This window comes from Roseovarius sp. 217 (genome assembly GCF_000152845.1).
GTDB lineage: Bacteria > Pseudomonadota > Alphaproteobacteria > Rhodobacterales > Rhodobacteraceae > Roseovarius.
Map to the genome: position 1 here is coordinate 818925 of NZ_CH902584.1, position 22520 is coordinate 841444.

Below are 22520 nucleotides of genomic sequence, written 5' to 3' on the forward strand. Positions count from 1 at the left end.
TGAAACAACACGAGAAAGGATGCTGCTATGGGCCTTCGTATCAATGATGTGATCCCGGATTTGACCGTAGAGACCGATTTGGGCACGATATCACTGCATGACTGGATTGGCGACAGTTGGGCGATTCTGTTTTCTCACCCCAAGGATTTCACCCCTGTCTGCACCACCGAATTCGGCGCTGTGGCGCGCTTGGCCGAAGAATGGGAGAAACGCGGCTGCAAGGTGATCGGCGTCTCGGTGGACGGGGTCGAGGACCATCGCAAGTGGAAGGGCGACATCGAGAAGGTGGGCGGCAGTGCCGCGCGGTTCCCGATCATCGCCGATGCGGGGCTGGAGGTGTCCAAGGCCTTCGACATGCTGCCCGCCGAGGCCTATCTGCCCGATGGGCGCACGCCCAATGACAGTGCCACGGTGCGCTCGGTCTTTATCATCGGGCCGGACAAGCAGTTGAAGCTGAGCATGACCTATCCGATGACCGTGGGGCGCAATTTCGCGGAAGTGCTGCGCGCGCTCGATGCGCTCCAGACCACGTCGCGCAATGGCGTGGCGACACCGGCGGATTGGACCGTGGGGCAGGATGTGATCATCCCGGCCAGCCTGAGCGATGCCGATGCGGAGGCCAAGTTCGGCAGCTTTGAGAAGGTCTTGCCGTATCTGAGAAAGACCAGTTTGAAGGGGTAGTTTGGGTCTGAGGGAGGCTTTGGCACCGCGTGGGTAGCCGCGCGGTTGCTGGGCCGGGGACTAGCGAAGCAACGGCAGTGGATGCCACTTTATGCCAGCAAAATCCGTGTAACCCCTCAGCGATGCGCTCGCTCTCCAAATCGCTAGGCCGTCACGCCAAAGGCGTGCCGATTTAAAGCGGCGCACCTTCGGTGCGACGGGCGGCCCAGCGATCGCGCGGCGGCGCGTGCCGCGCCTTGTTCCGCGCGGGGGTGATTGGGGCTGACGTTTGCTCTTATCGACCTCACCCCAGCCGCGCAAACACCGCCATCTGGCTTGCCCCGCCCAAGGCGGGGTGGGTCTCGCCGATGTCATGGCGGGTGACTGTGTAGCCGTGGCGTGCCGCCACGCCTTCGGCCCAACCTGCGAACCGCGCGCGGTCCCATTCGAAATGATGCCCCGGATGGCGAAAGCGGTGCGCGGGCACGCCCAGCACCGGGTTGAACTCCGCATTGGGCGTGGTCACGATCACATGGCCGGGGCGCATATCGGCAAAGAGCGCGTGTTCCAGCCGGTTGAGATCGCCAAGCGGCAGGTGTTCGATGGTTTCAACGAGGCAGGCGCAGTCATAGCCACGCAGATTGGGATGCGCGGCGGTCATCGAGGCCTGCGCCAGTTGCACCTTGGCGCGGGCCTCGGGGGGCAGGTCCGCCAGCCGCGCCTGTGCCGCGCGCAGCGAGGCCAGATCAATGTCGATCCCGGTCAGGCGGGAGAGGTCCGGCAAGCGCGCCAGACGCAGGATGAGATCGCCTGCGCCGCAGCCCAGATCAAGGAGCGTGCGCGCGCCCGTGTCACGCACGGCGGCGCAGACGGCCCGGAGGCGTGCGTCATGCAGGGCGGTGGTCATTGGGGGCCTCTCGGCTTGGCGACGTTGCGGAGCGATGTGCCATGCATCCCGCGCAAAGACCAGAGCCGCGCAGGTCTGCAAGCACCATGGACAGGCTGACGTGATTTGCCTAAGCCTTGGCATCAGAGAAAACGAGGATGCCATGGCGCGGCGAAAACCCTTTGAGATCGGTGGAGTGTCCGTTGAGTCGGGCACACGGGCGCGGGTCGATATCCCTGTGAGCACGCTCTCCAATCATACGCCGGTCAATCTCTCGGTTGAGGTGATCCATGGGCGGCGCGGCGGGCCGGTGCTGTTTGTGTCGGCGGCGATTCACGGCGATGAGGTGATCGGGGTCGAGATCATGCGCCGCCTGCTCAAGGCAGCACCGCTCAGCTCGATGGCGGGCACGCTCTTGGCTGTGCCCATCGTCAACACCTTTGGGTTTCTCAATCACAAGCGTTATTTGCCCGACCGGCGCGATCTCAACCGGGTGTTTCCGGGGGTCAGCGAAGGCTCGATGGCGTCGCAACTGGCGCATATTTTCATGGATCAGGTGGTGCGGCGGGCCGATGTGGGGATCGACCTGCATTCGGCGGCGATTCACCGCACCAACCTGCCGCAAATCCGGCTGACGCCGGGCAATGCGCGGCTGGAGGAGTTGGGTCGTGCCTTTGGTGCGCCGGTGATGATGGAGTCGAAGCTGCGCGAGGGCTCGCTTCGGATGGCTGCCGAGCAGGCGGGTGTTGACGTGCTGCTCTATGAGGGGGGCGAGGGGCTCCGGTTTGACGAATTCGCGGCGCGGGCGGGGGTGAGCGGTATCCTGCGGGTGATGCAGCATCTGGGCATGATTGGCGCCAAGGGCGTGCCGCGTGCGCGCGGTGTGCCGATCCGCGCCGCGCGATCGCGCTGGTATCGCGCGCCGCGTGGCGGGCTGTTCCGGGGCTATCTGGCGGTGGGGGAGGCGGTGCAGCCGGGCACGGTGCTGGGGGCGGTGGCCAATGCCTTTGGCGATGTCGAGACCGAGGTGGTGGCCGATGTGACCGGCATCATCATCGGGCGCACCAACCTGCCGGTGGTCTATGAGGGCGATGCGCTCTGCCATGTGGCGGAGACGCCGCGCGCCGAGGCCGCGGCTGAGGGGATCAGCGCCCATCTTGAGGCGGCGGCGCTGTTTGACGAGGATGAGATCATCTGAGGGGCACCGCCGCTCTGCGGGGCGGCGGCGCGACTTGAGTATTTGCGCCAAGAAAAAGCACACATGCGGGTTTGGCCTCTCAGCCTTGGGGCCAATCGTTGATGATCTGCATGGCCTCATCCGCCGTTTCGACGAATTGGAAGAGCTCGAGATCCTCGGCGCTGATCGTGCCGGCCTCGGAGAGCGCCGCCCAATTGATGATGGTTTGCCAGAAGGCGGCACCGAAGAGCAGGAAGGGCACGCGCTTCATCCGGTCGGTCTGAATGAGGGTCAGCGCCTCGAACATCTCATCGAGCGTGCCGAACCCGCCGGGAAAGACGCAGATGGCGCGGGCACGCATCAGGAAATGCATCTTGCGGATGGCGAAATAGTGAAAGTTGAAACAAAGGCCGGGGGTGACATATTCATTCGGGGCCTGTTCATGCGGCAGCACGATATTGAGGCCGATCGAGGCGCCGCCCGCATCCGCCGCGCCGCGATTGCCCGCCTCCATCACACCCGGTCCGCCGCCGGTGGCAATGACATAGTCGCGCCCGTCGGTGGCCATGGATTTTTCCGTCATCAGCCGCGCGAATTTGCGGGCCTCGTCGTAATAGGACGAGAGATCAGCGAGCGTCTTGGTGCGCGCCGTGTGCTTTTGCGACGGTTCGGGAATGCGCGCGCCACCAAAGAGCACGACTGTGCTCTGGATGCCGTGCTCGTTCAGGGCCATTTCGGGCTTTAGGAGTTCGAGTTGCAGCCGCACGGGGCGCAATTCGTCGCGGCACATGAAATCGGGATCGGCAAAGGCCAGACGATAGGCCGGGGCGCGGGTCTGGGGCGTATCGGGCACCTGTTCGGCGGTGGACCGGTCGGAACCGGCATCGCGGAACTGGCTGAGGCGGTCGTCTTTCATTGCGGGCGATCCTTGCTTGGGTCTTGGATTTCAGGAGTATAGGGTTTGGCCGATCAAGAAAAGCCAAAGAGGTGTGAGCGATGGGATGGCAGAGGTGGATTTCCGAGGCGGGGGGGCGCATTGCCGCGCATGTGCGGCGCACGCCGGTGATGCAGGTCGAGCTGGGGGGATTCTCTATCGCGCTCAAACTGGAGCAGATGCAGCACACCGGCAGTTTCAAGGCGCGCGGCGCGTTCAACACGCTGTTGCAGGCGGCGGTGCCGGAGGCGGGGATCGTTGCCGCCTCGGGGGGCAATCATGGCGCGGCGGTGGCCTATGCGGCCGCGCGGCTTGGCCACCGCGCGCGGATTTACGTGCCCGAGATTGCAGGCCCCGCCAAAATCGCGCTCATCCGCGCGCAAGGGGCCGATTTGCAGGTGGTGCCGGGGGCCTATGCCGAGGCTGCGGCGCGCGCCGCCGAATGGCAGGCGGCGACGGGGGCGATGGTGGTGCATCCCTATGATGCCGAGACGACCGTGGCGGGGCAGGGCACGGTGATGGCGGAATGGGAGGATCAGGGATTGGAGGCCGATACGGTGCTGATTGCCGTGGGCGGCGGCGGGCTGATTGCCGGAGCGTTGGGTTGGCTGGGCGCGCGGCGGCAGGTGGTGGCGGTCGAGCCCGAGACCTCTTGCGCGCTCAATGCGGCATTGGCGGCGGGTCAGCCCGTCGATGTCGAGGTGTCGGGGGTGGCTGCCAATGCGCTGGGCGCGCGGCGGATCGGGGATATCTGCTTTGATTTGGCGCAGGGGGTGCAGAGCGTGGTGGTCTCTGATGCCGCCATTCTCGCGGCGCAGGCGCTCTTGTGGCGGGAATTGCGGCAATTGGTGGAACCGGCGGGGGCGACGGCGCTGGCGGCGCTCTTGTCGGGGGCTTATCGGCCTGCGCCGGGGGAGCGGGTGGCGGTTCTGATCTGTGGTGGCAATATCGCGCCTGATCCGCTGGCATAAAGCAATTTCAGAAAAAGTTGATAGACTTTTTCGGTTCGAAATTGCGCCCAATCAGCGATTTAAAGTGTTTCGGTGTTTCAGGGAAAAACCGAAACACTTTGGGGCACGAGCACCACGCGCGCCGGACAGGAGCGCCATGGCGGGCCGGTCAGCAAGTGCCACGGCGGCCAGCGTCATCAGGACGCTGGCCGCTGCAATCACGATTTCGCAGATGCCGCGCAAGGGCGTTTAGCCTTTGCCGACGATGTTATGTTCGGGGCCGAACGGAAAGCCGGTGATATTCTCGGCCCCATCTTCACCGATGACCAGAATGTCATGCTCGCGGTAGCCACCGGCACCGGGCTGGCCCTCGGGGATCATCACCATCGGTTCCATCGACACGACCATGCCGGGTTTCAGCACGGTGTCGATATCCTCGCGCAGTTCCACCCCTGCCTCGCGGCCATAGTAGTGGCTGAGCACGCCAAAGCTGTGGCCGTAGCCAAAGGAGCGGTATTTCAGCAGATCCCAGTCGCGATACATCTCATTGAGTTCGATCGCGATATCCATGCAGCGCGCGCCGGGCTTCATCAGTTCCAGCCCGCGGCGATGCACGGCGACGTTTTTCTCCCAGATGTCGAGGCTGGCGTCATCGACGTGATCGCAAAAAAGCGTGCGTTCGAGCGCGGTGTAATAGCCAAAGATCATCGGAAAGGTGTTGAGGCTGAGGATGTCGCCCGATTGCACCACGCGGTTGGTCACGGGGTTATGCGCGCCGTCGGTGTTGATGCCCGACTGGAACCATGTCCAGGTATCCATCAGTTCGACAAAGGGGAAGGATTTGGCGATCTCGCGGATCATCGCGTTGGTGCCCGCGATGGCCACCTCATGCTCGGGCACGCCTGCCTTGACGGCACCGGCCACGGCATAGCCGCCGACGTCGCAGATGCGCGCGCCTTCGGTGATGAGCTTGATTTCCTCGGCGGATTTGATGGTGCGCATCCACATCGAGGGCTGGCTCACGTCCACCAGTTCGACGCCCGGTAGCGCATCCTGCAAGAGTTGGCGGTAGTCGAGCGAGACATGGTCAAACTCGATGCCCACACGGCGGGCGCCCTTGGTCAGGCCCTGCACCGCGCGATAGAAATTGTCGCGCCGCCAGTCGGTATAGGTGACGTTGCTGCCAAAGGTCCGGCGCCACGGCTGACCGCCGTCGATGCCTGCGGAAATCGTCGTGGCGTTCTTTTGGTCAATGACCATGCCATATTTGCGACCGAAATAGCAGTAGAGCCAGCCCGAGTAATAGTTAATGCAGTGATAGGACGTGAAGAGCGCCGCATCGACATTGTTGTCGGCCATCCAGACGCGCAATTCGTTCTGGCGGCGGGCCATTTCATTGTCGGAAAAGGGCGAAAATTCCTTTTCTCCGTTGTGCCATTCGGTCACGTGCAGCATGTCGTCAAGCATTTGGGTCACTCCTCACTGGCTTGGATATCTCTCCGCTACCAGCAAAGATGCTCTACACAAAATTAATAGGTTTGATCTGAGAATAAGAAAACGAAATGCCGACTAGCTGCGCGCATGCGTTGGTTTGCGGAACGCGCTGACCCCTTCGGTGATCTGTTCGATCAGTTTCAGCGCCGCGTCAGAGGCTTTGATATGTTTGTAAAAGAGCCCGACGTGCAGATTGGCGAGGGGTGGAAATCCCTCTTTGGGCGAGAGGACGCGCATGCCGGGCAGCAACGTCTTTTTGGTGAGGGCCGTCACGCCCATCCCATCCAGAACGGCATTTTGCACCGCCGTGATGCCGGGGCTCTCGAAGCAGATGCGCCACTCGCGCCCCTCGGTGTTCAGGGCGTCAATCATCCGCTTGCGGTAAAAGCAGCCCTTGGGGTGGGCGATGATTTGGACCGGCTTGTCGAGCGAGAATTGATAGTCACGCCCGCAGACCCAAAAGGGGCGTTCGGACCAGTAGAGCGAGACATAGGGCGCGGGCATCGTATCGGTGATGGCGATGGCAAGGTCCAAGTCATCGACATGCAATTGGCTCAGGATATTGCGGCTCCAGTCGCAGCGGATGTCAAAAGTAACGTCAGGATTGGTGCGGGCGAAATCGGCGATGATGCGCTGAAAATATCCAATCGCGTAATCGGTGGGCAAACCCACCCGCAGCGTGCCCATGAATTGAGCCTCGTGCAGGTTGGCAACGGCGCGATCATTCAGGCGCAGCATCTCGCGGGCATAGCCGATGAGGGCGTGACCCTGCGGTGTCAGATCCAGAACCTTGCCCTTGTGATGCAGGAGCTTGGCGCCGACCAGATCCTCCAACCGCTTGATCTGGAGGGAAATTGCAGGTTGCGTGCGACCCAGAACGTGACCGGTTTCAGTGTAGTTGCCAAGGTCCACCACGGTGACAAAGGTGCGGATCAGGTCGGTTTGCAGGTTTACGAAATGGCGCATGATTAAGAATCCTTATTCACTCATTGCTACTATGAATTTTGCGCATGAGGCAAGCTGTTCTAGGATCAGCCAATCCGAAAAGAAAGGCAACGAAATGGCCCAAGATACCGTTTTTGCAGCAGAATTAGCTTGGCCTGAGTATCAGCGACGGGTGGCGCGGGGGGCTGTGCCGATTCTCATCCCGCTGGGCTCTATGGAGCAGCATGGTCACCATATGCCGATGCATGTCGATGTGCTCTTGCCCACCGAATTTGCGCGCCGCGCTGCGGTTGAGGTGGGCGGGCTTGTCGCACCGCCCTTTACCTATGGGTACAAGTCGCAGCAGAAATCCGGTGGTGGCAATTTCTTTCCGGGCACGACCAGCCTTGATGGTGCCAGCCTTGTGAATGCGCTCAAGGATGTGATCCGCGAGTTTGCGCGCCACGGCAATCGTCAGATCTGCATCGTGAATGGCCATTTCGAGAATTCATGGTTCATTGCCGAGGGGATCGACCTTGCGCTGCGCGAATTGGGCTGGTCGGGCATCCATGACACCAAGGTCGTGGTGCTGTCCTACTGGGATTTTGTCGATCAGGCGGCGATTGCAAAGCTCTATCCCGAGGGATTTCTGGGCTGGGATATCGAGCATGGCGGTGTGCTGGAAACCTCGCTGATGCTGCGGCTCTATCCGGACCTTGTGTCGCTGGAGCGGGCGGTCGATCATGCGCCTGCCAGCTTTCCGCCCTATGATGTCTATCCGCCGCATCCCGAATGGACGCCCGCCAGCGGCACGCTGTCCTCACCCAAAAATGCCAGCGCTGAAAAGGGCGACATCCTGATTGATGTCTGCACGCGCGGCATCGTGGCCGCGCTGCGCACCGAGTTTGCGACGCGCGACCGCGTGGCGGCTGAGTGACGAGATTGAAAACAAAGAATAAATGCATGCCAACAAGGAGAACACAATGACCCTGAGAACCCCGACCCGCCGACATCTCTTGAAAATGACCGCAGGGGCCGCACTCGCCACGCCGTTTCTGTCGATCCGGGCGTCGGCACAGACCGTCAATCTGTCGATGCTGGCCTGGTACGGCCATGCGGAGCCCGATATCGTTGGGGCCTTTGAAGAAGAGAACAACGTCAAGTTCACGCCGAAATACTATACCGGCGGTGACAATATGCTTGGCCTGATCGCGCAATCTCCGGCGGGCACCTATGACGTGATCCTGTCGGATGCCGAATATGTGCAGCAGTTGAATGCGGCGGGTTATATCGAGGCGCTCGATGCCGCCGATTACGCCTTTGACGATTTCTACCCGGAGTTCCAGAAATTCCCCGGTCATTGGCAGGGCGATACGCTCTATTCGGTGATCACGCGCTTTGGCTTCCTCGGTGTGGCGCATAACACCGACGTGCTGAGCGAGAAGGACGCGGCCAGCTATTCGGTGTTCTCGGATGCCCGTGTCACCGGCAAACTGGGACATTTCGACTGGCATCTGCCGAACCTTGGGCAAATGAGCCTCTCGGCGGGCAATGGGTCTGCTTATGACATCGACGCGGCGGGCTGGGACAAGGTGCAAGAGGCCACGATGGCGCTGCGCGGTCAGGTCGGCGGATTCTTTGACTATGGCGGCACGTTCTCATCTCTCAATGACGGGCAGATGCTGGTCTTTGCCGGGATCGGCGACTGGATCACCGGTGTTCTGGAAAAGAACGGTGCCAAGGTCCGCACCACCATCCCCGACGAGGGCGGGTTGCAGTGGACCGAGTCCTTTTCGATTGGCAAGGGCACGCAAAACTACGACATGGCGCGCAAGTGGATCCAGTGGATCACCTCGGCCGAAGGTCAGGCAAAATCCGCTGATATGGCAGCCTATCCCGCGCTCATCCCCAACAAGAAGGGATGGGAGGTGCTCAACGCCACCAATCCCGCCGAGGCCAAGCGGCAGAATATGCTGCTGGGCCAGCATAACGCGATGGACATGATCCGCGAGGGGCGTATCCAGTATCGCCAATTGCCCGTACAACAGAGCCTAGAGGACTGGAACGACTTCTGGTCCGACTACAAGGGCGCCTGACGCAAGGCGCTTGGCCGGGGTCTCTTTCTCCCCAGACCCCGGCACTGTCCTCTTGCCTCTGAGAAAGCCGCATTCCATGACCCGACCCAGCCTATTCTCGCTCACTTTGGCGCTGCCGCTCTTGATCTGGCAGTTGGCGTTTTTTGCCGTACCGCTGCTTTTCCTGATTGCCATCAGTTTCTGGACCGTGCGCAATTTCCAGATGATGCCGGACCTGAATTTCGGAAACTGGGAACGTATTCTGACGCGCGGCACCTTTTGGGATGCCTATGCACGCAGCGCCATCCTGGCCACGGCGAGCACTGTTCTGACCAGCGTCATCGCCTTTCCGGCGGCCTATGCGATTTCGTTCAAACTGTCGGAGCGGGTCAAGCAATGGGTGATTTTCGTGCTGATTATCCCGTTTTTCACCAGCTACCTTGTGCGTATCTATGCGCTGCAAGTGTTTCTGTCGGATGGGGGGATCATCAACGCAGCGCTGGGGATGCTGGGGATTGGGCCGTTCGGGATGCTCAACACCACGTTTGGGACACTGGTGGGCATGGTCACGCTCTGCCTGCCGCTGGTGATACTGTTGCAGGTGTTCAGTCTCAATTTCGTCAATCGCGATCTGGTCGAGGCGGCGCATAATCTGCGCTGCGGGCGGCTGCGCACGGTGTTTTCGGTGATCGTGCCTTCGGCGCGGGTGGGTCTGGTGATTGCGGCGCTCTTTGCCTTTATCCTGTCGTTCGGTGATTTCGTCAGCCCGCTTTATCTGGGCGGGGGCAATCCGCCGACGCTCTCGATCCTGATCACCGATATCACCAAATCTGGCCAGCAATGGCCCCGCGCCGCTGTGGTCGCATTGATGATGATCGGCACGCTGCTGACCGTGGCCTTTGCCGCCATCACCTATGCCTATAAGGAGCGCGGCAAATGACCGGCAATGACAATCGCCTGATCAATGGCGCCCTGAAACTGCATATCGCGGTCTGCGTAGTCTTTATCTTTGCGCCGATCCTTGGAAGTTTTGTCTTTTCGCTCAATTCAGACCGGTTCCCGTCGCTGCCCTTGGGGCATTTCTCGACCGAGTGGTATCGGCTGATCTGGGAAGACCCGTTCGTCTGGGCCGGGTTCCTGAATACCGTGCTCGTGGGGCTGATTGTGGCGGTGATTGCGACGGTGCTGGGCTTTGGCGGGGCCTATACCGATTTTCGCTACAACTTTTTTGGCAAGAACGTCTATCTCGCGCTGGCGCTCTTGCCGCCCACCATTCCGGTGGTGATCATGGGGTTGGCGATGCTGGCGTTTCTGTCGCGGGTGAACCTGTCGGGGAGTGCGATTTCCATCATCATCGCGCATGGCGTGATGTGCAGCCCCTTTGCCATGGCGATCATCCGCCTGCGCCTGTCGCAGATGGACCCGGACCTGGAGGCGGCATCGTGGAATCTGGGGGGCAATGAATGGGCGACGCTGCGCCATGTCATCATCCCCTTTACCAAGCCCGCGATATTCGCCGCGCTGTTCATCACCATGGCGGTGTCGTTCGACGAATTTGCAGTGGCGTGGTTCGTTTCGGGCCTGAATGAAACGCTGCCGGTGAAAATCCTCGGGTTTCTTCAGGGGCAGGTCAGCCCGCGGATCAACGCCATCGGCTCGCTCGCCTTTCTGAGTTCCATCACGCTGATCATCCTTGCGCAGATGCTCTTGCGCAATTCGACAAAGGAAAAGTCATGAACATGCAAACCCCCGTAAAATCCGAGGCCATTGTCAGGCTGGAAGGTGTGGTCAAGAGGTTTGGTGAGTTCACCGCCGTGGAACGCGCGGATTTCGAGATCGGGCGCGGCGAGTTTCTGGCGATCATGGGCTCGTCGGGCTGTGGCAAGACCACGACGTTGCGCATGCTGGCGGGGTTGGAGGACCCGAGCGAAGGCAATATCTATCTCGACGGGGCGCGGGTGAACGGCAAGGCGACATGGGACCGTGACACGCCGATGGTCTGGCAGAGTTTGGCGCTGTTTCCGTTTCTCACGGTGCAGGAAAACGTTGAATTCAGCCTCAAGATGCGCGGCGTCAGCACGGCTGAACGCATAGAGCGGGCGCGCAAATGGCTGGATAAAATGCAGATCCTCGAATTCGCGGATCGCAATGTCTCGCAATTGTCGGGTGGTCAGCGGCAGCGTGTGGCACTGGCCCGCGCGCTGGTGACAGAGCCGAAAATCCTGTTGCTGGATGAGCCGCTTTCGGCGCTCGATGCGCATCTCAAGGTGCGGATGCAGGCGGTTCTATCCAATCTGCAAAAGGATCTGGGCATCACGTTCGTTTATGTCACCCATTCCATGTCCGAGGCGTTTTCGATGGCCGACCGGGTGGTGATCATGAGCCGGGGCAAGATTGAACAGATCGGCACGCCGCAGGAAATCTATCATGCGCCGCGCAATCGGTTCGTGGCGGAGTTCCTTGGCTCGGCCAATATCTTTACCGGCAAGCTGGTCGAGAAATCCGGCGATCTGTGGCAGGTCGAGACGGCGCATGGCCGCTTTGCGGTCAAGGCTGGTCCGACGCCGGTGAAATCGGTCGGCGATACGGTGTCCTTTGTCGTCAGCGCCGAAAAGATGCAGATCAGCGCCGCAGATACGGGCGTTCCGGGTCTTCGCGCGCGGGTGGTGGGCGAGGAGTTTGTCGGTGCCTCGGCCATCGTCTTTCTTGAGACGGACGCAGGTGAGGAGTTGAAGGTGCAGAAAAGTCATGGTGAACTGGCCTCTATTGATCTGCATTCAGGAAGCCCCCTGAATCTGCATTGGGAGCCAGAAGCCTGTCATGTCCTACCCGGAGAATGACGCTCATGTGACGCGCAAGGCGATTGTGCCGCAGGGGGCGGCATTCTTTGCGATCGAGACCACCAAACCCGCCCGGCATTTCGCCTTTCACCTCTTGCCGGATTTCACGCTGCTGGCATTCAGCGCGGCGCTTGATCCACTGCGCATCGCCAATCAACTGGCGCAGCGCCCGCTCTATCGCTGGACGGTCACCTCTCAGGATGGGGAGCCGGCGGTCAGCTCTTGCGCCATGTCCGTAAATGTCGATCAAGGGCTCGGGAGCTTTCCGCGTGAGACCGATCTTGTGGTGTGCGGCGGCACAGTGCGCACCGGCGCGGGCAGCAAGAATTTGCTGTCGCTGCTGCGCCAGCATGCGCGCTTTGGTGGGCGCGTGGGCGGTATCTGCACCGGGGCGATTTCACTGGCGCAGGCGGGGCTGCTGGAGGGGCGGCGTGCAACGCTGCATTGGGAAAACCAACCCGCCTTTCGTGAGAAATTCCCCGAGGTCGAGGTGACGGGCAACACCTATGAGGTGGATGGCGGGATTTTCACCTGCGGCGGCGGGGTCGGGGCCACCGATATGATGTTGGAAATGATCGAGTCCGATTATGGTCGCTCTTTCGCGGATGTGGTGGCCGATATGTGCCTCTATAGCCAGCGACGGGCCGAGCGCGGCCCGCAGCGCGCCTCGATCAGCAATGCACTGGATAGCCGCAATCCGCTGTTGGTGCGGGCGATTAAGGTGATGCAGACCAATATCGAGACGCCGATCAGCATGGATGATCTGGCCGATGCGGCAGGCTGTTCGCGTCGTCAGATGGAGCGGCTCTTTGTGAAATACCTGCGCAAGACGCCCTATCGTTTTTTCCGCGATCTGCGGCTGGATCATGGCCGGAGCCTCTTGCGGGAAACGGATTTGAGTGTGACCGAGATTGCCATGGCCTCTGGCTTTGCCTCGCCCATGGTGTTCATCAAGACCTTCCGCAGCCGCTTTGGTCATTCGCCGGGGCAATATCGGCGGGCGGGCTGAGTGCGACAGCGCTTGTCGCCGCGCAGGTGATGTTGTCAATTGGGGGCAACTGACAGCAAAGGGCCGGTGATATGGACATGAATTTGGGAATGCGCCCCGAGATGCGTGCGCTTTTGGCGCGGGTGGCAGCAATGGTGCGCGACGAGATCATGCCGCTGGAGGCTGAGTATTACGCGGAAATCGGCAAGGGGGAGCGGTGGGGATACACGCCGCGACAGGCCGAGATTCTGGAGGGGCTCAAGGCGCGTGCCAAGGCGGAGGGGCTGTGGAATTTCTGGCTGACCGACAGCGCGCGGGGCTTTGGCCTGAGCACGGTGGAATACGCCTATTTCGCCGAGGCCATGGGCAAGACCCCGATGGGGGCCGAGGTGTTCAACTGCAACGCGCCCGACACCGGCAATATGGAGGTGTTCGAGCGCTATGGCACCGAGGCGATGAAGGCGCAGTGGCTGGCACCGCTCTTGGAGGGGGATATTCGCAGCGCCTATCTGATGACAGAACCGGATGTTGCCAGTTCCGACGCCACCAATATCGCGATGTCCTGTGTGCGGGATGGCGATCATTATGTGCTGAACGGCCAGAAATGGTGGGCGACGGGCGCGGGTGATCCACGCTGCAAGGTCTATATCGTGATGGTGAAAACCGGCGGCGATGACCTGCCCAAGCATCAGCGTCATTCGATGATTGTTGTGCCTGCTGATACGCCCGGTATCGAGAAACTGCGCCCGATGCAGGTCTACGGCCATGACGATGCGCCGCATGGGCATATGCATTTCAAGTTCGAGACTGTGCGCGTGCCAGCGGAGAACCTGCTCTTGGGTGAGGGGCGGGGGTTCGAGATTGCCCAAGGGCGGCTTGGGCCGGGGCGTATTCACCATTGTATGCGCGCCATAGGGCAGGCCGAGGCGGCGCTTGAGATGATGTGCAAACGTGCGCTGGCGCGGGAGGCGTTCGGCAAGCCGCTGGCGCAGTTGGGGGCGAATTACGACATCATCGCGGAATGCCGCATGGAGATTGAACAGGCGCGTTTGCTGTGTCTCAAGGCCGCGTGGATGATGGATCAGGGCGATGCGCGCGCGGCGGCCCCGTGGATCAGTCAGATCAAGGTGGTGGCGCCCCGTGTGGCGCTCAAGGTGATCGACGAGGCGGTGCAGATGTTCGGCGCGCAGGGCATTTCGCAGGATGTGCCGCTGGCGGCGATGTGGACGCATGTGCGCACGCTGCGTCTGGCAGATGGCCCGGACGCGGTGCATCGCAGGCAAGTGGCGCGCGCCGAGTTGCGTCAATATACACAAGCAAAGGTCTGAGCGTTTTCGCACAAGGGGTTCTGCGGCAGGGAACGCATCTCACGCTTTGGTGAACGGTCAAGCGGTTTCAAAAACTTGCGCCTCTGATTAGCTGCACGGTGACCACATCACACGCAAAGGAGAGGTCCATGACTGCTGAGTTTCGAGTGGAGACACCCCCCGTGAGTGACGATCAGGCCGCTGGTAAGGCCAAGGACTTGTTAGAGCGCGCGCGCGCCAAGCTGGGGTTCGTGCCCAATATGTATCGCGGCATGGCCGTCAATCCCGGCCTCTTGTCCACCTATCTGCATGGCTACGCGCTCTATCGCGAGTCGGGCAATTTCACCCCGCCCGAGCAAGAGGTTGTGTTTCTGACCATCTCGCTGGCCAATGGCTGTGACTATTGCACCGCCGCGCATTCGATGCTGGCGATCAAGATGTCCAAGCTGGGCGAGGCGCATACGCAGGCGCTGCGCGACGGCAAGCCGCTGAGCGATGCCAAGCTGGAGGCGCTGCGCAAGTTCACCCATCAAATGTGGGAGACACGCGGTCTGCCGACCAAGGCCGACGCCGAGGCGTTCAAGGCCGCAGGATACGGCGATGTGCATGTGCTGGAGATCATTTTGGCCTTGGCGGTCAAGACGATCAGCAACTATGCCAATCACGTCAATCACACGGATGTGGATGAGGTCTTTGCGCCCTTTACCGTCGACAAGACGGTCGAACCGGCCTGAGTTCCGGATGTCTGCGCCCTCAGGTGTTGGGGGCGCAGAACAACTCGTACACCACTTCGAGCACCTTGCGGGGCCGATCATCCGCAAGGCTGTAGTATATCGTCTTGCCGTCGCGCCGCGCCGTCACCAGCCCTTCGAGCCGCAGGCGGGACAATTGCTGCGACACCGCCGCCTGACGCGCCGAGAGCAAGGTTTCAAGTTCTGTCACCGATCGCTCGCCCGACACCAGATGGCAGAGAATCATCAACCTTCCCTCATGGCTGATGGCCTTGAGGAAGTTTGCGGCATTGGTCGCATTATCGACCATGCGATCCATTTCTGCCGGATCAAGTGTGTCATCGAGAATGGGAAGGGGCATTTTCCGAGATTCCTGAGCGTGGTCCTCGTTTACTTAGGGCGTTTTTGTCGGATTTGCAAAAGCTGGCGGGGCAATCCTGTGAAAAAGTGACCAGATGTGGCGCGCAAAGCGCCATCCCGCCCGAGGCGCTGCCACAAATTCGAGCGATGCCCTTGCAGCCCCTTGGGCGCAACACTAAGACTCCTTTAGGAACTGGCCGGTTACGGTTGGAATGATTTAATAAGCCCGACAGCATCGGTTGGGCGCAGGACAGGCGGGCTGTGATGAAAGACCCTATGGACATCTATATGAACACCCTCGTTCCGATGGTGGTTGAACAGACCAGCCGGGGCGAGCGGGCCTATGATATTTTCTCGCGTCTGCTCAAGGAGCGGATCATTTTTCTGAGCGGTCCGGTGCATGACGGCATGTCGAGCCTCATTGTGGCACAGCTCTTGCATCTTGAGGCGGAGAATCCGTCCAAGGAAATCAGTATGTATATCAACAGCCCCGGCGGGGTCGTGACCTCGGGTCTGTCGATCTATGATACGATGCAATACATCAAGCCCAAGGTCAGCACGCTGGTCGTGGGTCAGGCCGCGAGCATGGGCAGTCTCTTGCTCACGGCGGGCGAGCCGGGGATGCGGTTCTCGCTGCCCAATAGCCGGGTCATGGTTCACCAGCCTTCGGGTGGCTATCAGGGTCAGGCGACCGATATCATGATCCACGCGCGTGAGACGCAAAAGCTCAAGGATCGGTTGAACGAAATCTATGTCCGGCACACCGGACAGACGCTGAAAAAGGTCGAAGAGGCGCTTGAGCGGGACAATTTCATGTCGCCGGACGAGGCCAAGGCCTGGGGATTGATCGACGAGATCGTGGCCAACCGTGACAAAGTCGACGAGGCGAAGAAATAAACGTGATCCGGCCCGAGGGCGGGCCGGATATTTTCGGATTGTGGTGCCATACGGCCTGACTTAAGCTGACGGGTAGCACAGATCACAGACGAGGCCCCGCGCGGGGCGCGCGGACGGCAGACGGCGCAGGGCCCGAAAGGTACGGAATGGCGAATAACTCAAGCGGCGACAGCAAGAACACGCTCTATTGCAGCTTTTGCGGCAAGAGCCAGCATGAGGTGCGCAAACTGATCGCCGGTCCGACCGTGTTCATCTGCGATGAATGCGTCGAACTCTGCATGGATATCATTCGCGAAGAGACCAAGACCGCCGGTATCAAATCGAGCGAAGGTATCCCTGCGCCGCGCGACATCTGCAAGGTTCTTGACGATTATGTCATCGGTCAGGCGCGCGCCAAAAAGGTTTTGTCGGTGGCGGTGCACAACCACTACAAGCGTCTGAACAATTCCGGCAAGAGCGACATTGAACTCAGCAAATCGAATATTCTGCTGATCGGGCCAACGGGCTGCGGCAAGACATTGCTGGCGCAGACGCTGGCGCGGATTCTCGACGTGCCCTTTACCATGGCCGATGCCACAACGCTGACCGAGGCGGGCTATGTGGGCGAGGATGTGGAGAATATCATCCTCAAGCTGCTGCAATCGTCTGAATATAATGTCGAGCGCGCGCAGCGTGGCATCGTCTATATCGACGAGGTCGACAAGATCACGCGCAAGTCCGAGAATCCTTCGATCACCCGCGACGTGTCGGGTGAGGGCGTGCAGCAGGCGCTGCTCAAGCTGATGGAAGGCACGGTTGCCGCCGTGCCGCCACAGGGCGGGCGCAAGCATCCGCAGCAGGAATTCCTGCAAGTGGACACCACGAATATCCTCTTCATCTGCGGCGGGGCCTTTGCCGGTCTCGACAAGATCATCGCGCAGCGCGGCAAGGGGAGCGCCATGGGCTTTGGTGCCGATGTGCGTGACAATGATGCGCGCGGAATTGGCGAGATCTTTACCGATCTGGAGCCCGAGGATTTGCTGAAATTCGGTCTGATCCCGGAATTTGTCGGACGTCTGCCCGTGATTGCGACGCTTGAGGATCTGGATGAAGACGCGCTGGTTACCATTCTGACCCAGCCAAAGAACGCCCTTGTGAAGCAATACCAACGGCTGTTTGAGTTGGAAGGTGCGCAACTCAGCTTTACCGATGACGCGCTCAAGGCCATCTCAAAGCGTGCCATCGCGCGCAAGACGGGCGCGCGCGGGCTACGCTCGATCCTCGAAGATATCCTGCTCGATACCATGTTCGACCTGCCCAGCATGGAGCATGTCGAAGAGGTTTTGGTCAACGAAGAAGCGGTCAATTCAGACGCCGCGCCGTTGATCATTTACGCCGAGAGCAAGGGCAAGAAAGAGGGCGCCAGCGCCGGTTGAGCCTGAAGCACTACAAGTCGCAGAGCCCGCAACGCGCGTTGCGGGCTTTTGCTTTGGCGCGATTACGGTGGACCGCGCATCAGGCGGAGCGATGCGATGCGGCGCCACGGGCACTGGACCTTCGCCGTCAAATCCGCCATATCGGATGGGAATTATGTCGGAGGGTCGAATGGGCATTCTCAACACCTTGCTGCGCTCGGTTACCTGGTGGAACGGGCAGACGCTCAACACTCAGTTTTATACGTGGCGCAGGGGCGTCCGGGTGGGTGAAGATGCGCAGGGCAATGCGTTCTACCGCACCGGCGACGACAAACGCCGCTGGGTGATCTTTAACGGCGAAGCCGAGGCAAGTCGGGTTGACCCTGATTGGCACGGCTGGTTGCATCACACCTATAAAGAGCCGCCGACCGACAAACCGCTTGCGCATAAGTCGTGGGAAAAGCCGCATAGTGAGAACTTGACCGGCACGCCACTGGCCTATGCGCCCGCTGGGTCAATCCGGCGCGCGGCACCGGCAGAGCGGCGCGACTACGAGGCGTGGTCGCCGGAATAAGGGCCAAGATATGTCAGAGAGTAAAACCGAGGTTCTGGTTGGCGGCGTCGTTCTAGCCGTGGCAATCGGGTTTCTGGTCTATGCGGGCAAGACCACCGGCATGACCAGCGGCGGAGCGGGTGAATATCCGCTCAGCGCCAGTTTCCGCAGCGCCGATGGGGTGAGTGTGGGCACTGATGTGCGCCTGGCTGGCGTCAAGGTTGGACGGGTCACGCAAATCGCGCTCGACCCTGAGACCTATCGCGCCAAAACCACCTTTACCGTGCAAGACGGCATCAACGTGCCCGATGACAGCGCCGTTGCGATTTCCTCTGAGGGGCTTCTTGGCGGCAATTACGTCGAGATCATGCCCGGTGGATCGCCGTTCTACGTCGAACCGGGGTCCGAGATTGAATTCACCCAAGGGTCTGTGAGCCTTGTCTCCTTGCTGATGAAATTCGTATCGGGAAGCGAGGATGGGGCCGCGCAATGAGAGCGTTCTGGCTGACCCTTGGCCTCTGTCTCGCGGCTGGTGCGGGTGCGGCGCAAGAGGTGGCGACGGTTGCACAAGGCGCCATCCTGCGCGGTCTCGACAAGATCAATGGTCAGGCCAGTGATCTGGACCTGGCGAATGGTGAGATGGGTGCCTTCGGCACGCTTGACGTCGAGCTTGGCGAATGCCGCTATCCCGAAGGCAACCCGGCCGGGGATTCCTATGCCTATCTGACGATTCGCGAACAGAATGGTGGGGCTGTGGTTTTCTCAGGCTGGATGTTGGCCTCGTCTCCGGCGCTGAATGCGCTGGAACATGCGCGCTACGACATCTGGGTCTTGCGCTGCAAGATCTGACTCGGATCGGGATCAAATGGCGGGTTGGTGATGTCTGCCTCGGTTTCCATCGCCTCTTGCAAGAGCGCGCGGTACTGAACACGCGGAATTTCACGTCCGCCAAGACGCCCGAGATGTGGGGTGATGAACTGCGTGTCAAAGAGGCTGAACCCGCAGCGGGCAAGGTGGTCCGTCAAATGGGCCAATGCCAGTTTCGAGGCATCAGTCCGGCGTGAGAACATGCTTTCGCCAAAGAACGCGGCCCCAAGGGCCACGCCGTATACCCCGCCGACAAGCTGCCCCTCCTGCCAGATTTCCAGAGAATGCCCGTGCCCCTGCTGATGGAGCGCGAGATATGCGCGATGGATCGGTGGGCTGATCCATGTATCGGCACGGTCTGCACAGCCCAGCACCACCGCCTCGAAATCATGGTTGAGCGTCGCCTCATAGTGACCCTGACGCATCCGGCGTGCCAGAGAGCGCGAAATGTGAAAGCCGTCGAGCGGAAGAATGCCACGGTGATGCGGATCGACCCAGAACACGTCTGGATCGTCACGATGCTCTGACATGGGAAACACGCCAGAGGCATAGGCCTGAAGCAAAAGGGCGGGGGTCAGGGGTGTGGTCATGGGGCCTGTGGCGCTGAAAACGGTCGGTGCTTAAGGGTTCAGTATCTTTTGTCATGTTACAAGGTCAAAGGCGATACTGGGTGATAGGTGTGTGATGACGATCCTGGGGTATGGGTTTGCCAAAACAACGGGCGATGTCCGGACGGGCGGGTTCAACCGTGCGCAGGCGCGGCATGCCATGCTGATTGATGCCTTTCGCCACGCCATTGCCGATTCGTCGGTGATGCTGGTCGGGGCCGGGGATGGCGCATGGTGTTATGCGCTGGCGGCGGCGGGGGGGTTGCAGGTGGTCGGGATTGAAACCGATCCAAGTCTGGGCGAGCGGTTTGGTCGATTGCCGGATGTCGGATTGCGCGAACGTATTGATCTACGCTGTGCCGACCCGATCGAGGAAATCCGATCCGAGGTGCGGGCCGGGCGGCAATATGATGTGGTCATCCTTTTTGATCTGCTTGACCAGGGTGCGGATTTGCATGATCTCTTTGGTCTGATCCGTGAGTTGGAGCCGCGTCTCGTGGTGGTGGATGGCTGGTTTGTCGCCTCTGAGGACCCGATTCTCTGGATCGAACGCTCGCGCGAAGCGCTGGCGGGGCGCGCGCGACCGACACGGGTGCCGAGCCAAGGGGCCGTTGCAATGGTCGCCTTTGACAGCGGCTTTGATCTCGACTGGATTGACTGGACCGTGCTCGATCCCGACGTGCGGCAGGGTCTTGAGGATTACTATGCCACCGGACCCAAACGGCGCGCCAGTTTCACACTGACACCGGAGCAAACAGCCTGATGGGATGCGGCAAGGCGCTTGTCGAGGTCACACGGGAATCATGGTTCCCGTGAGCAGCGCGATATGGGCTTCAGCCCCATCCCTGAGCGCATACACATCCGCCTGAACTATCACCAGACGGCGCCCCGGCTTGATCACCCGCCCACGGGCGATCAGGCGCTCGCCCTGCGCCGGTGCGAGTAGATTGATCTTCATCTCGGTTGTCAGAACCTCTGCCCCCTCGGGCATCATGCTGAGCGCCGCGTAGCCCGCGGCGCTGTCGCCAATGGCAAAGGTCAACCCGGCATGGCCAAAACCGTGTTGTTGGCGGCTTCCGGGCAGAATGGGGGCTTCGATCTCGATCTGACCGGCGGAAACCGCGACCAAGCGCGCCCCAAGAGTGGTCATCATGGACTGAGCGGCAAAGCTCTGCCGAATTGTCTGTTCGATGTCAGGGGACATTCGTGCCGACTTTCCCATTGATTACATTGTCGTATTGAGTTGACAGTAAAGTGATCCGAGTTGCTGTCGTTAGATTGGACTAGAACGCACAGGCTGATAAATGCATATCGAAAGGGAACGGGCAAGGGTGGTACGTTGAACTGGACTGACCTTCGACTGCATTTCGTGGAAACGTTTTCGATCCTGTTTTCGTCTGTCACATTCTATGTTTGGGCGGCGGCACTGGGTATTGTGGTGCTCGCCGGGCCGTTCGGCAGCTATGACACAATGAGCATGCCGATCCGCATGGTCTATTGGTCGTTGGTTGTCACCGCTGGATTTGTGATCGGATTCGCCGCACGCGCGGTCATGCGCGCGCTTTTGCAGCACCGGCATCCGGCCCTGTTCGACCTCGGGGCAAGTTTTCTTGTCGGGATATTCCTCGGGCCTCTGATCTGGGTATTGCGCGGTTGGCTGGACCCGGTGTTGGGCTATGAGGATCTGACACTCATCAAGATCACTCTGAACACCTTTTTTATAGCGAGCGGCATTTTCGTTGTGCGTCGACAGATCGGCGCCGAATTCCCGTCCAGCTATTGGCCCCAGACAGACCCCTACATTTCCCCCCAAACCCGGCTTCACCGGCGGCTGTCCTGTCCGCCCATGGCAGAGATTCATCGGCTGACTGCCAATAATCATTATGTCGAGGTGGCGACCAGCGTCGGCATAGAGACCCTGCGTTTGCGTCTGGTGGATGCCATCGAAGAGATGGAGCCGGTGGCCGGATTTTGCACGCACAGATCGCACTGGGTCGCCATCGACGCCATCTCGAGGATGGAGCGCCACAGTGGCGGCAAGGTCTTTGTGCTTCTCAAGAATGGTGATCGGGTGCCGGTCAGCCGCAAGTACCGGCCGAATCTCGAGGCGGCGGGTCTGTTAGAGCCACCCGACGTTTCCGCTCAGGGTCGTTGACGGGACCGCTCTGCGCGCGGCATCGGCACCGCATGCACCATGGCCCCTGTGAGCACGGCGATGGCTTCGGGGCGCATCAATCCGGTGAGGACTGGATCATCTGACCACAAGCCGCCCGTATAGGTGCCAAAAGCGGGCAGAATCACCCGGTCGCTGTCTATCAGAAAGGCGGGGCGGCTCAGGCCGCACCCTTTGAGCGCCAGCCGCACCTTGGGGTGGTAATGGCCTGAGATTTCACCGCTCTGACCGGCGTGGGCGATATGGCGAAAGCAGAGCGGCGGCACCGGCAGTTCGGCCATATGCGCGCCACCAAGGTCAACCGGACCCGGATCGTGATTGCCCTCAATCCAGACCCAACGCCGCCCCGCCTGCAATTTGGCGATCCAGAGCTTTTCCGCATCGGGGAGGTGGGCCGCGGCGGCGCTGTCGTCGAAACTGTCACCAAGGCAGATGACGGTCGCCGCCCCGGTGCGGCGCAGATCACTTTCGAGCCGGGTGAGTGTGTCGCGGGTCTCGTAGGGGGGCAGGGGCGGCTCGCCCAACCGGGCACGGCGCAGCGCCTTGCCTAAGTGGAGATCAGACACGCACAGGAGATTGCGCGCCTCCCAATAGAGCGCGCCCGAGGGAAGGGCCGTGAGCGCCGCGCCGGCGAGGGTGAATCCGTATCCGTCCATGTCGCAGTGGTGACCTTTGGCGTTCGGAATGGCAAGGGCATGCGCA

The 22520-nt window shown here is 60.7% G+C and carries 26 protein-coding genes; 18 read left to right on the plus strand and 8 right to left on the minus strand.

Features of this window, described 5'->3' with window-relative positions; translation table 11 throughout:
* Positions 1–27: 27 nt before the first annotated feature.
* A complete protein-coding gene (locus ROS217_RS03840; RefSeq protein ID WP_009816351.1) occupies positions 28–681 on the plus strand; it encodes a peroxiredoxin in 654 nt (217 codons plus the stop codon).
* 283 nt (positions 682–964) lie between these two features.
* Here ROS217_RS03840 and ROS217_RS03845 read toward each other — a convergent pair whose 3' ends face one another.
* On the minus strand, positions 965–1567 hold the full coding sequence (locus ROS217_RS03845; protein WP_009816352.1) for a methyltransferase domain-containing protein: 603 nt from the start codon (positions 1565–1567) through the stop codon (positions 965–967).
* Between the two features lie 142 nt (positions 1568–1709).
* Between ROS217_RS03845 and ROS217_RS03850 the strand changes: the two genes are divergently transcribed.
* Positions 1710–2744, plus strand: a complete 1035-nt coding sequence (locus ROS217_RS03850) for a succinylglutamate desuccinylase/aspartoacylase family protein (protein ID WP_009816353.1) — start codon at positions 1710–1712, stop codon at positions 2742–2744.
* A 79-nt stretch (positions 2745–2823) separates the two neighbouring features.
* Here the strand turns inward: ROS217_RS03850 and ROS217_RS03855 are convergent, their stop codons facing one another.
* Positions 2824–3639 carry a TIGR00730 family Rossman fold protein gene (locus ROS217_RS03855; RefSeq protein ID WP_009816354.1) on the minus strand — a complete coding sequence of 272 codons (816 nt, stop codon included), beginning with the start codon at positions 3637–3639 and terminating at the stop codon, positions 2824–2826.
* Positions 3640–3719: 80 nt separating this feature from the next.
* Between ROS217_RS03855 and ROS217_RS03860 the strand changes: the two genes are divergently transcribed.
* The gene (locus tag ROS217_RS03860) at positions 3720–4628 is read left to right on the plus strand and encodes a serine/threonine dehydratase (protein WP_009816355.1); all 909 of its coding nucleotides are present in this window, start codon (positions 3720–3722) and stop codon (positions 4626–4628) included.
* 228 nt (positions 4629–4856) lie between these two features.
* Here the strand turns inward: ROS217_RS03860 and ROS217_RS03865 are convergent, their stop codons facing one another.
* Positions 4857–6074 (minus strand): M24 family metallopeptidase, encoded by a 1218-nt coding sequence (locus ROS217_RS03865; protein WP_009816357.1) that lies wholly within the window; start codon positions 6072–6074, stop codon positions 4857–4859.
* A 102-nt stretch (positions 6075–6176) separates the two neighbouring features.
* Entirely contained in the window at positions 6177–7067 is an 891-nt protein-coding gene (locus ROS217_RS03870) for a LysR substrate-binding domain-containing protein (RefSeq protein ID WP_009816358.1), read from the minus strand.
* Positions 7068–7161: 94 nt separating this feature from the next.
* Here ROS217_RS03870 and ROS217_RS03875 point away from each other — a divergent pair, with 94 nt between their 5' ends.
* From ROS217_RS03875 to ROS217_RS03910, 8 genes are all read left to right on the plus strand, one after another.
* A complete protein-coding gene (locus ROS217_RS03875; protein WP_040651071.1) occupies positions 7162–7962 on the plus strand; it encodes a creatininase in 801 nt (266 codons plus the stop codon).
* 46 nt (positions 7963–8008) lie between these two features.
* A complete protein-coding gene (locus tag ROS217_RS03880; protein ID WP_441295876.1) occupies positions 8009–9121 on the plus strand; it encodes an extracellular solute-binding protein in 1113 nt (370 codons plus the stop codon).
* 76 nt (positions 9122–9197) lie between these two features.
* A complete protein-coding gene (locus ROS217_RS03885) occupies positions 9198–10040 on the plus strand; it encodes an ABC transporter permease (RefSeq protein ID WP_009816361.1) in 843 nt (280 codons plus the stop codon).
* A complete protein-coding gene (locus tag ROS217_RS03890; protein WP_009816362.1) occupies positions 10037–10837 on the plus strand; it encodes an ABC transporter permease in 801 nt (266 codons plus the stop codon). Before ROS217_RS03885 ends, ROS217_RS03890 begins: the two co-directional genes overlap by 4 nt.
* Positions 10834–11940, plus strand: a complete 1107-nt coding sequence (locus ROS217_RS03895) for an ABC transporter ATP-binding protein (protein WP_009816363.1) — start codon at positions 10834–10836, stop codon at positions 11938–11940. Before ROS217_RS03890 ends, ROS217_RS03895 begins: the two co-directional genes overlap by 4 nt.
* Positions 11921–12949, plus strand: a complete 1029-nt coding sequence (locus ROS217_RS03900) for a GlxA family transcriptional regulator (protein ID WP_009816364.1) — start codon at positions 11921–11923, stop codon at positions 12947–12949. Before ROS217_RS03895 ends, ROS217_RS03900 begins: the two co-directional genes overlap by 20 nt.
* Before the next feature lie 71 nt (positions 12950–13020).
* Complete coding sequence (locus ROS217_RS03905) at positions 13021–14256, plus strand: acyl-CoA dehydrogenase family protein (protein ID WP_009816365.1); 1236 nt, start codon at positions 13021–13023, stop codon at positions 14254–14256.
* 128 nt (positions 14257–14384) lie between these two features.
* A complete protein-coding gene (locus ROS217_RS03910; protein ID WP_040650337.1) occupies positions 14385–14969 on the plus strand; it encodes a carboxymuconolactone decarboxylase family protein in 585 nt (194 codons plus the stop codon).
* 19 nt (positions 14970–14988) lie between these two features.
* Here the strand turns inward: ROS217_RS03910 and ROS217_RS03915 are convergent, their stop codons facing one another.
* Positions 14989–15327, minus strand: a complete 339-nt coding sequence (locus ROS217_RS03915) for an ArsR/SmtB family transcription factor (protein WP_009816367.1) — start codon at positions 15325–15327, stop codon at positions 14989–14991.
* 263 nt (positions 15328–15590) lie between these two features.
* Here ROS217_RS03915 and ROS217_RS03920 point away from each other — a divergent pair, with 263 nt between their 5' ends.
* The 5 genes from ROS217_RS03920 to ROS217_RS03940 all read left to right on the plus strand — a co-directional run bounded on the left by ROS217_RS03920 (position 15591) and on the right by ROS217_RS03940 (position 19019).
* A complete protein-coding gene (locus ROS217_RS03920) occupies positions 15591–16223 on the plus strand; it encodes an ATP-dependent Clp protease proteolytic subunit (RefSeq protein WP_009816368.1) in 633 nt (210 codons plus the stop codon).
* A gap of 146 nt (positions 16224–16369) precedes the next feature.
* On the plus strand, positions 16370–17638 hold the full coding sequence (gene clpX / locus ROS217_RS03925; protein ID WP_009816369.1) for an ATP-dependent Clp protease ATP-binding subunit ClpX: 1269 nt from the start codon (positions 16370–16372) through the stop codon (positions 17636–17638).
* A 169-nt stretch (positions 17639–17807) separates the two neighbouring features.
* Entirely contained in the window at positions 17808–18191 is a 384-nt protein-coding gene (locus ROS217_RS03930; protein ID WP_009816370.1) for an NADH:ubiquinone oxidoreductase subunit NDUFA12, read from the plus strand.
* Between the two features lie 10 nt (positions 18192–18201).
* Positions 18202–18663 carry an outer membrane lipid asymmetry maintenance protein MlaD gene (mlaD, locus tag ROS217_RS03935; RefSeq protein ID WP_009816371.1) on the plus strand — a complete coding sequence of 154 codons (462 nt, stop codon included), beginning with the start codon at positions 18202–18204 and terminating at the stop codon, positions 18661–18663.
* Positions 18660–19019 (plus strand): DUF2155 domain-containing protein, encoded by a 360-nt coding sequence (locus ROS217_RS03940; RefSeq protein WP_009816372.1) that lies wholly within the window; start codon positions 18660–18662, stop codon positions 19017–19019. The genes mlaD and ROS217_RS03940 overlap by 4 nt, the downstream gene beginning before the upstream one ends.
* Here ROS217_RS03940 and aat read toward each other — a convergent pair.
* Complete coding sequence (gene aat / locus ROS217_RS03945) at positions 18986–19627, minus strand: leucyl/phenylalanyl-tRNA--protein transferase (protein ID WP_009816373.1); 642 nt, start codon at positions 19625–19627, stop codon at positions 18986–18988. The genes ROS217_RS03940 and aat overlap by 34 nt on opposite strands.
* Before the next feature lie 94 nt (positions 19628–19721).
* Here aat and ROS217_RS03950 point away from each other — a divergent pair, with 94 nt between their 5' ends.
* Positions 19722–20408, plus strand: a complete 687-nt coding sequence (locus ROS217_RS03950; RefSeq protein ID WP_009816374.1) for a class I SAM-dependent methyltransferase — start codon at positions 19722–19724, stop codon at positions 20406–20408.
* Between the two features lie 27 nt (positions 20409–20435).
* On the opposite strand, the gene ROS217_RS03955 is transcribed toward ROS217_RS03950, so the two are convergent.
* Positions 20436–20849 carry a PaaI family thioesterase gene (locus ROS217_RS03955; protein ID WP_009816375.1) on the minus strand — a complete coding sequence of 138 codons (414 nt, stop codon included), beginning with the start codon at positions 20847–20849 and terminating at the stop codon, positions 20436–20438.
* A 135-nt stretch (positions 20850–20984) separates the two neighbouring features.
* Between ROS217_RS03955 and ROS217_RS03960 the strand changes: the two genes are divergently transcribed.
* Complete coding sequence (locus tag ROS217_RS03960) at positions 20985–21800, plus strand: LytTR family DNA-binding domain-containing protein (RefSeq protein WP_254656371.1); 816 nt, start codon at positions 20985–20987, stop codon at positions 21798–21800.
* Here the strand turns inward: ROS217_RS03960 and pdeM are convergent.
* Positions 21788–22474 (minus strand): ligase-associated DNA damage response endonuclease PdeM, encoded by a 687-nt coding sequence (gene pdeM / locus ROS217_RS03965; protein ID WP_009816377.1) that lies wholly within the window; start codon positions 22472–22474, stop codon positions 21788–21790. The two genes, ROS217_RS03960 and pdeM, sit on opposite strands and share 13 nt — an antisense overlap.
* Between the last annotated feature and the right edge of the window lie 46 nt (positions 22475–22520).